The sequence below is a fragment of the Acinetobacter sp. Marseille-Q1618 genome (assembly GCF_902809855.1).
Classification (GTDB): Bacteria; Pseudomonadota; Gammaproteobacteria; order Pseudomonadales; family Moraxellaceae; genus Acinetobacter.
Genome location: NZ_CADDWJ010000006.1, coordinates 1 through 9,298, shown reverse-complemented (window position 1 = coordinate 9,298; position 9,298 = coordinate 1). Strand labels below are relative to the sequence as shown.

At 34.5% G+C, this 9,298-nt stretch carries 10 protein-coding genes; 4 read left to right on the top strand and 6 right to left on the bottom strand.

Annotation, left to right across the window (positions count from 1 at the left end; translation table 11 throughout):
* Positions 1-363: 363 nt before the first annotated feature.
* The 3 genes from HUS24_RS16865 to HUS24_RS16855 form a co-directional block, all read right to left on the bottom strand.
* A complete protein-coding gene (locus HUS24_RS16865) occupies positions 364-924 on the bottom strand; it encodes a plasmid replication DNA-binding protein (protein ID WP_173913116.1) in 561 nt (186 codons plus the stop codon).
* 68 nt (positions 925-992) lie between these two features.
* A complete protein-coding gene (gene repM, locus HUS24_RS16860) occupies positions 993-1,928 on the bottom strand; it encodes a replication initiation protein RepM (RefSeq protein WP_173913115.1) in 936 nt (311 codons plus the stop codon).
* Positions 1,929-2,620: 692 nt separating this feature from the next.
* Entirely contained in the window at positions 2,621-3,376 is a 756-nt protein-coding gene (locus tag HUS24_RS16855; protein WP_173913114.1) for a hypothetical protein, read from the bottom strand.
* A 220-nt stretch (positions 3,377-3,596) separates the two neighbouring features.
* Between HUS24_RS16855 and HUS24_RS16850 the strand changes: the two genes are divergently transcribed.
* Positions 3,597-4,880: a MobA/MobL family protein gene (locus tag HUS24_RS16850; protein ID WP_173913113.1), complete on the top strand. Its 1,284-nt coding sequence runs from the start codon at positions 3,597-3,599 to the stop codon at positions 4,878-4,880.
* Here the strand turns inward: HUS24_RS16850 and HUS24_RS16845 are convergent.
* From HUS24_RS16845 to HUS24_RS16835, 3 genes are all read right to left on the bottom strand, one after another.
* On the bottom strand, positions 4,864-5,343 hold the full coding sequence (locus HUS24_RS16845) for a hypothetical protein (protein ID WP_173913112.1): 480 nt from the start codon (positions 5,341-5,343) through the stop codon (positions 4,864-4,866). The two genes, HUS24_RS16850 and HUS24_RS16845, sit on opposite strands and share 17 nt — an antisense overlap.
* Positions 5,344-5,916: 573 nt before the next feature.
* Positions 5,917-6,732 carry a hypothetical protein gene (locus tag HUS24_RS16840; protein WP_173913111.1) on the bottom strand — a complete coding sequence of 272 codons (816 nt, stop codon included), beginning with the start codon at positions 6,730-6,732 and terminating at the stop codon, positions 5,917-5,919.
* 7 nt (positions 6,733-6,739) lie between these two features.
* Positions 6,740-7,135, bottom strand: coding sequence for a hypothetical protein (locus HUS24_RS16835; protein ID WP_173913110.1), 396 nt, complete (start codon positions 7,133-7,135; stop codon positions 6,740-6,742).
* A 218-nt stretch (positions 7,136-7,353) separates the two neighbouring features.
* On the opposite strand from HUS24_RS16835, the gene HUS24_RS16830 reads away from it, so the two are divergent.
* The 3 genes from HUS24_RS16830 to HUS24_RS16820 form a co-directional block, all read left to right on the top strand.
* Positions 7,354-7,677, top strand: coding sequence for a transcriptional regulator (locus tag HUS24_RS16830; RefSeq protein ID WP_173913109.1), 324 nt, complete (start codon positions 7,354-7,356; stop codon positions 7,675-7,677).
* Positions 7,658-7,972: a DNA-binding transcriptional regulator gene (locus tag HUS24_RS16825; RefSeq protein WP_173913108.1), complete on the top strand. Its 315-nt coding sequence runs from the start codon at positions 7,658-7,660 to the stop codon at positions 7,970-7,972. The genes HUS24_RS16830 and HUS24_RS16825 overlap by 20 nt, the downstream gene beginning before the upstream one ends.
* 584 nt (positions 7,973-8,556) lie before the next feature.
* The coding region (locus tag HUS24_RS16820) for a hypothetical protein (RefSeq protein ID WP_173913107.1) at positions 8,557-9,298 on the top strand (742 nt) is incomplete at its 3' end.

Below are 9,298 nucleotides of genomic sequence, written 5' to 3'. Positions count from 1 at the left end.
ATTATAGAGTTAATTCCTAGACATCCTGAAAGCCAAGAATTAGAAGCAATTCCTTTAGGTGTACTTGTAACAGAAAAACATTTTATTTCAATAAATGCTGTGACAAATACCATAGCTAATTACTTTTTAGAAGTTAGAAACGAGATTCCTGAGGAAGTATAATTTTAAATGCTAATAAAGGTTTATATTAAGTTTACATAATACGCCTTATGCGAAATGTAATGATTTTGTCTTATAAAATCAGTACATTAGCATTTGCCACCTTGAATCATATAGCAACAAGGTGGCAATCCCTTCATTTGGCACGTTTCACGCCTAATATTTAATCATTGTTCCACAGTTTTGATTAGCACCAGTGAACAATCAGTTGTCAAAAACAGCTTTTGCTAAACGCCCTAATAGACCTCTTCTTTTTGGCTTTTCTTCAATGTGTTCTGATCCTGGAATATGTGGATTTTCAATAGACTCTGGTGTAGATGCTATTTTTTCTTCAGTTACAGCTATATCTACTTTGGGGTCGATAGATGGTGCTATATCAGGTTCAGATTTTTGATCGGTAAACATAGTCATATTCGTTTTGGGTGCTTCTAATAAGCGTTGCATAGCTTCAATTTGATTATCTTTAGCCTCCAACTGTTCTCTTTGAAATACCTCACGATCATGTGCAAGTTCTAATTGTTTTTTTAGTATATCTACCTGTTGTTTTAACATGTCTACTTCTGTCTCTTTTTGTACCGAGCTAGACTGTAACGTAGTTACATTGTTATTTTTTTCTGATGGCTCACCAAATACTCTTATAGCTTCTGATAAGTCTATTTTACCATCACTATTTTTAGATAAATCTCCTTTATTTATACGCTTATAAATACTTTGTCGATTCATTCCATAGAGCTGAGCTAATTCAATAACTGATAAAGCTTTCATTATGTAACCCAAGTAAAAATCTGTATAAAAATAAACATTATGTTTACATGTAACGTTACATCATCAAGTTAGCGATAGCCAACCATTTTTAAATAAGGATATAGTTCATTAAAGGTATTTGGATCTTTCAGCATCTCAGCAATACGTATAGCAAATTGAGGGTAGGTCTCTGTACCTTGAGAATACTGGCTCATTGCAGGAAGTTCTGAAAGTTTATTAGCGAATAAGTGACGTTGGGCGTCTGTCATTTTTAAACAAAGTTCTAATGGATCTAGGTCTTTGCTTGCTTCTAATTGTTTTTTTGTCAGTTTTTTTTGCTTAAACGAAAATGAAAACCCATAAATAGAACGACCTTCCTTATGCTGTTCTACTTTAACAATAATATCTGTATGTTCATTAATCTGCTTAATTGCAGATTCTAAAATACGTCTTTTAAAAGTATCTATTCTTGGATAATCATCAATGCCAAGACCTAATTTTGAACGAAAATCTGCAATTTCAAATATTGGAGTTTTTCCAACCTCTCGCCAAGCTATTAATAATTCATAAATACGAATGGCATACTTTCCTGTAAGCTGTGTTACTTGTTTAAGTTGATAGCTCGTAAACTGTTGTTCTAGGCGTGTAATTAGTGGCACAACATCTAATGTAAATGTAACCTCTAATGTAGCTGCATCATCAATATAAGCAATATTTTGAACCCATCTAGATATTACTTTTTTTTGCTTTCCTGTTTTTTCATCAATAGTTTGATAGCTAAATTGTCTACCAAATAAATTAGTAACAGCAGTCTTTAAGGCTTTGTAAGCAGCATGTTTATTTACATTAAACCGATCCATGTAATCACTAGCATGAATACGTAATCTTGTATTTGCATCAATACCAGTCTTCGTTTCCCTTGCCTGTAAAATAGCAAGCAGAATGAGTCGTTGTTCTACAGTGTCTAGATTATAGCTAGCATTAATTAATGCATTGTCTTTTACTACTAATTCATTTGTAGGCATTAAATACACCATAATTTTATTTGGTGTTATTACACCATCCTTGGTTTATGGTGTAAATAGGTGACTTTTTGGTGTGGTATAGGTGACTTTTTGGTGTGGTATAGGTGACTTTTTGGTGTGGTATAGGTGACTTTTTGGTGTGGTATTAAGGTTGTATGTATTGATATATATAGCTTTCAGCTTAGCTAAAAGCTTTTAAAAATTATTAAAAATTATTAAAAACATAAAACATTAAAAATTGCCCTATGTTTTCGCTACGCTCAAACTCTATTGAATCTCGCTTTCGCTCGATTCTAGGGGCAATTTTTTGGTTCATGTTTCCGTGAAATTAAAAAGAGCAAAAGCAAAGGCAAGAGCATAATGAATTCGCTACGCTCATAAAGCTTTTTGCTCGCTATGCTCGATCTAGAAACCAGGTTTAGCATTTGATTTATGCTTTTTTAGGCTATACAGCCTTAAAAAGCGGTTTTTCAAAGGGTCTAGGCGCGACTTTTCTTTGTGTCGCTCGTAGACACTCGCTCTATAGATACCTTTTAGGTATTTAATTGGATTTTTAAGAACATTTCTTAGTTAATAAATTAAGGATTCATTTAGGGTGAAATGTAAAAGGGCTTATTTCGCATTTTTAGCCCTGATTACATTTTTTATGTAAGGAATATAGGATTTAGCCAAAAACAGGCTGTAATCGCATTTTATGGCTTTATACGGTGCTTTTGGATGAGTACCTTGTGAAAATCTTTCCCATTGATTTTATAGGTTGGCAAATCTTCAAGCATACGCTGGAATAATTTTGTTTCTTCCTTGATATCTTCGGTGTTGTTTTGGATCTCTTTATAGATTGTGGTTTCTTTAATGGCTTTTTCCCAAATAATGCTCTGTAGGAGGACATCTCTGAGTAGGGGAATATCACTGTGCTGGATCTGAAGATCGAGGTCTTTATAAAGCGATTGAACTACACCTCCTATCGCGTATTTGAGTTGGTTTTCTGCATTGCGTTTTTTCTGGGCTTCTGTCAGTTCTTTGTGGCTTTTCTGCAAAAATTCACGTTTGTGTTCATTCTCCAGCCGGATTCGATTGTCTAGGGCTGCTTTTTCAATTTTCTGATAAGACTCTAGGGCACGATCTAGGCGGAAGAAATTATCCTGATCCATTGCTTGATTGAGTAAGGTCAGAATTTCAATTTCGTTGGCCAAGAGGGGCTGTTGGTTTTTGTCCTTTAGTTTGATTTGTTCAATGAGTGCCTGTCTTATTAGAAACTGATTTTTCTCCCGGTTGACTGTTTTGAACAGGCTGAGTTGTTTGTCATTGAATCTGCCATTGGAGTGCTGAAGTAGGGTCAAAGCCTGTTGTTGTTTCTTCTTGAGGAAGGGAAGTTTCTCCAGGAATTGCTGCAATGTCGTGAGGTCATTTGAGGTGAGTATTTTCGCAGGTCTTCCACGGGTCGCCATCGCATTCTCCAGCATAAAATGGGTGAGGTTTTTGTGTTTTCAGTTTAGCATAGGCCGGCATGGGAAGAATTAAATAAAATGTGGGAACATTATATTTAATTCTTAAGCTCGTTTCCGTGTTTTTATTTCAGTATAATTTCTTCGAATTATACTGAAATAAAAACACTTCTCCTCGTGCTCCGCAGGCTCTGCGAGGCTCCGTGAATTTGAAGGTGGGATAATGTTTTATTGCAATCTGGAACACACTGTAAAAAAAGCAGTTCAGACACGATCGGGAAAAGTAAAAAATGCTGCCACCGCCAAGAACCGGTTTCACTACATTACCCGGACTTCGCACTTTAAAAATTATAAGGAATCGGCTTCAGAACAGATTGAGTTTGTGAGATCCGGCAATCTGCCAAATTTTGCTGAAGGAAATCCGGCTGAGTTTTGGCAAGCTGCCGATGTGTTTGAACGCAGTAATGGTCGTACCTGTTCCAGTTTGGTGGTGGCTTTACCGAAAGAGTTGAACCAGGCGCAGCGGATTGAGTTGGCTGAGGCGTTTATTACTGAGTTTGCCGATCGCTATCGTTATCCATTTAGCTGTGCCATTCATAATCATGTTGGATCGTTGGGTGGGCAAGAGCAACCGCATTTGCATTTTATGTATAGTGAACGGCATGTGGATGGGATTGATCGTCCAGCTGAGCAGTTTTTTAAGCGTTATAATTCAAAGGATCCGCAGAAAGGAGGCGCGCAAAAGCTGACTGCAGATGTGTTGGGGATGGGGAAAGCGCAGCTGCAGCTGTATCGGCAGAAGACTGAAGAGCTGATTAATGACAGTCTCATGCGTTATGCCCCGACCAAGATGGTGGAAATAAAGGGAATTCAGGTAAAAGTTCCTAGCTTGGTCAGTTGTTTATCCAACAAGGAATACAACAAGAAGCATGGCACACAGCTGAAGGATGTTCCTGTGATGAATAAGGCCGTCCGTTTTGCGCGTGAGAAAGAGCCAGCGTTAGTTGCCGAACGGGAAAGAATGACTGCTGAAATTAATCGGTTACGTGCTGAAAATAATTATGAGTTGTATCGTCCATTTTACGAGGCTGAATTAAAAAATCGTCAAGAGATTGAAGAATTGAGCACGCAAGCTGAAACACCACGGACACGGCAGCGTTGGTATGCTCATGAAAAATTATTGTTTTTACAACAAAAGATGCAGCAAACCTTATTACATGATCAGCAAATGACCGAACCTTTTAGGTTGATTCAGCATGATTTACAGACGTATATAGACTTATTGAATACCGAATCCTTCGATCGACTTGAGAAATTAGAATACTTAAGTGATCTAGGCCAACTGTTAAAGAATTCAGTTATTCAGATAGTCGCTATCGATGAAGAGTTGGCATTCATGCAACGGCAAGTTATCGAGCGTGTACCTTTGCAAATGAGAGAAAAGGCAGTCACTCCTGACAAGATTAGGAATCATGATCCGGATAATGATTTTAGTCCTGGCTTTTAAGCAGATTATTTAAGGCACGCCACTGCATGAGTAGTACCGTTTCTTCATCTTCAATTGTGGTTTCTCCGGACTGTATCCGTTCAAAGCGTTCTCTGGATCTTTTTTCAGTAGCCTTTATGGTTTCACGGTCAAAGCTATGTGACACAATAGATTGAGCTGATTTCCATGCCTCTCGATCTTGTATTTTAGTTGATACTAAGCTGCCTTGTGGGTCACTGATGCCACATCTTTGGCATTGTATATTTTGCTTTTCAAATGAAACATCTTGGGTGGTTGGATCCATCACAGTTTCATCATCTTTTTCACAGTTTAGGCAAAACCAATTACTTTCGTATTGGCTATGGTACCAGGTGACAAATTTTTGGTGGGTTGATAGGCGATAACTCATTTTGCCTAGTTGTTGTGGGTCAATAATTTCATTTTTTATTCGATTTATTTTTTGGTGGAGATTGAGACTATTCATGGCTTAAGCCTTATTTTCGTATTGATTCCTTATAGTCTAAATTAAATTTGAGCGTATATTTTTTTATTGAAATTTTTAGTTATGAGTAAAATTAGAAATGGGAGCTTTTAGCTCCCATTTCTAATACATTTCGCATAAGGCGTATTATGTTAATTTTAGGAATTCTTCATAGTAATAAAATAGAATTATTGTCTTTTTTAACAATATAAAACTGAAATTATTAATATAATTGCAAATTATGGTTTATAATCGGCGTATATACGTTTGTTGTATAAAAAAATTATCTTCCTTTAGATCATTTTTCTTCTAAAGGTTCTAAATCAACATATAGAATTTTACTGTATCTGAAGAGTTGTTTTTGAATGTACTGCGAGATGATCTAGGGGGGGCAACCCCGTCACTGTATGACGAAGAGTTGTTTTTGTTAGATTGCGAGATGGTCATTGGGGGACAACCCCAGATAGTCAAAAATTTTATATTCGTTGATAAATAGCATTTACTAAAAGGACTTACCTAAGTAAGTAAATAGTGAATATGCTATAAGATATAAATGTAAAGGCCCTTCTTGGGCCTTTATGCTATATGATCGTTTGAAAATATGTTTATATGAGTGCGATTAACTATATTTCTTATAGCCTTGTGGCAATCAAATAAGTTTAAGCTTAATAAATTAGAAGAGCTATTTTCATTACATGCATTGTAATGCCTAACTGGATCAATCGCACACCCAAATCTATACCTTGCATTTAGATCGCATAACTTTGTATGTGGATTACCTGTTTCATGACGTGCATGTAACTCTTTTCCCAACTCAAAATGTAAGGCTTTTTCATCTATGAAATATCTTTTTTTAGATTGAGCTCTTTTCATGGGCTTTCTATGAACTCTTTTAATATCTCTAATACATCCCTCAAATTCATCATTAAAACTATGTGGATCTAGATGCACCATTGTTAATCTTAAACGTTCTAAAATTTCAGATTTAAAAGATCTGAATGGTAATCTCATTAGTTCTATTTCATCAGCTGTACTAAAACTAGCTTTAACAATGTTAAATTGTTTTAATCTTTTGGCTATTTGGCTAGCAATAAGCGCATTAGAGATATTTTGTAGAGAAACATCAATACTCCCAATAAATATACTCTTATATAGTTCTTCATTAAGTTGAATTCGTTCATCCTTAAAGATAAGAATATAAGTAAGATCATCTACACATAAATCATGTAATTTATCTATAAAATCTTCACCACTAAAATCTTCAGAATCCAAGTATTCAATACTAAAAGAAGGACAATATTTTGTTAAAACCGTAGGGTCAAAAAAAGATCTTTCACTTTTTTTCAACATTTCATTGTGATGTTTTTTAAACAAATTAATTATCTTTAACATATTATTTTTACAACAGTTTTGCTAATACTTTTAAAGGTAAGTTAATTTCTTCTAGCTCTTTAGGTGTACATTTTTTTTGTAACAGTTCAATAAAAGATAATGTTAATTCACGATCTGTTAGATTAGTCCTAATTACACTAATTTCATTTGTTTCATAAGAGTAGTTTTGATTCTTAGGTATCAGACCTATTTTCTCTTTTTGGGTTGGATGTGAAACAATTTTTAAATCTAATGAGTCCAGGTTATTGCGAATCCAGTTAGTAATAGATAAGCCACCAGTATTTTGTTTAATTTCCTCTTTAGTGAATTTTGAACCAATGGAACTAAGTAAAAATGGTTCTCCTGTTTTTTTCCAGCTCTCAGAAACACTTTCTTTTAAATAACTATCAAAACTAGTTTCCATCTATAAAATCTCTTTTTAAAAACCAATAGTTTATCATATTTTTATCCAATCCTAACCAAAGCAGTGAACACTACCAGCTTCTAGAATAAATCTAACCTTTATCCTCATATTTAACATAAAATCTCTTATGCGAAATTAGCACAATTTATTAGAAGTCATTTAAAAACACTACAAAGTAGTATAAGATAAATTACTACAAGGTAGTATGAATATAAGCAATGTATACAATATGCGAAACCCCATTATTTACTAAATACTGTCTTGTTTATTGGTCTGAAGAAGAATACGAAGAGTTTAAAACATTCTTGGCATTAAATCCTGAAGCAGGTGATGTAGAGCCTAATTCAGGCGGTATTCGTAAAATTAGATGGACGAGTGGTGGGAGAGGTAAAAGTGGTGGTGTTAGAGTCATCTACTTTAATCGTTTAACAAATGGAGAGATTTGGTTATTAACCCTGTACAGTAAAAAGCAAACTGTTCAGCTTAGTAAGAAAACCCTTCAAGCATTGGTGGAGAAATTAAATGACTCGTTTAATGACTGAAAAAGAATTGGAAGCCTTTGAAGCAACAAGAGATATTGAAGCTGAAATCTTACAAGGCATAGATGATATGCTTGCGAATAATGCTGCAAAAAAAACAGTAATTACTGAAACAGATGTAGCTTTAGCACGTAGAAAGGCACAACTGACACAAGAACAGTTTGCTAAGCTCCTTGGTGTTTCCAGACGTACATTAGAATCTTGGGAACAAGGTGTGAGAAGACCTTCTGGTGCAGCAACATCATTAATTCGATTATTTATTGTTGATCCAACGTTTGTAAAAGAAAGTTTGGCTTAATTATTTAGGCAATAAAAAACCCCGACATCCTGTCGGGGTTTTTCGTATTTGATGCTTAGGTTTAACTCCTGTCGAACCTTTAACATTCCTTGTTGTTCCGTTTTATTCTTATCTGGAGCATCCTGCTCGCTATGTTTGTATGATAGAAAATTATTTAGGCTCAGCCTATTCGCCAAAACCCTAAATCATTGTGCGCCCAAGCGTACAAGACTGATTAAGATTTATCCCAAGAGTTGTCCGCAGGAAATGGGGATAAATTTTGCGCTGAAAGGCTTAATTTTTGTATGGGATTATGCTTTTTGCTGATTTTTTAGCCAAAACAATAGGCAAAATATATCAAACTTGATTAAAAAAAATCCGCTTTGTTTCAAAAGCGGCTTTTTGCGGTCTTTTTGAATTATGTAAAACAGTTAAACTATTGAAAAATAGAAGATTTAAAAGAGGTATTTCGCATAATGCCCATTATGTTAAATAGGGCTAAAAATAACTCTGGGGTACTCTTGTTTTTGCTTTTTCAGTAAATTTTAAATGGAAAAAATCTATATATTAGTAGTTCTAACTATAGTTTTTAAGATTTAAACATTATGAATATAATTCAACAAAATATGCCACATGATAGCGTTGTACCTATTATTTTAGAATTAGATGGACATCCTTTTTTTAGTGGGACAGGCTTTTTTGTTTATTTCCCTCAATTTGAAGATGATATTTTTTTTGTTACAGCGCGTCATTGTTTAAAATCTGATTCTACAGGTCAATTTCTAGGAACACTTAAGATCCCTTATAAAAGCTCAGCCGAAGCTGGTTCTTTAGCAATAAAATTTGAGTGCTTTTTAGAAACAAAATATAGAGATTCAGGGGATCAAAATATGGAGGATATTATTGTTGGAGTAATTGAAAGGACTACGCCTGAAAATTATAAAACTCTTAGAAAAAGAGCTTTAAGAATACTCAATCAAGACTGTGTCGATTTTATTTTAGAACAAACAATTGAACTAAATGGAAATTTTCGAACTTTAGGTTTCCCTAGTGTATCTAAAGAAATAATTTATGATGAAGAATATGCACCAATTAGTGGTGTTTCCAAATCAAGGGGATTCTATGGGAAATTTAAAAAATACGATAGTTTTTATAATTGGTATGAAATGAATAATATAAGTTGGAAAGATGGGGGTATCGATGGTTTTAGCGGTTCTCCAATTATAGAGTTAATTCCTAGACATCCTGAAAGCCAAGAATTAGAAGCAATTCCTTTAGGTGTACTTGTAACAGAAAAACATTTTATTTCAATAAATGCTGTGACAAATACCATAGCTAATTACTTTT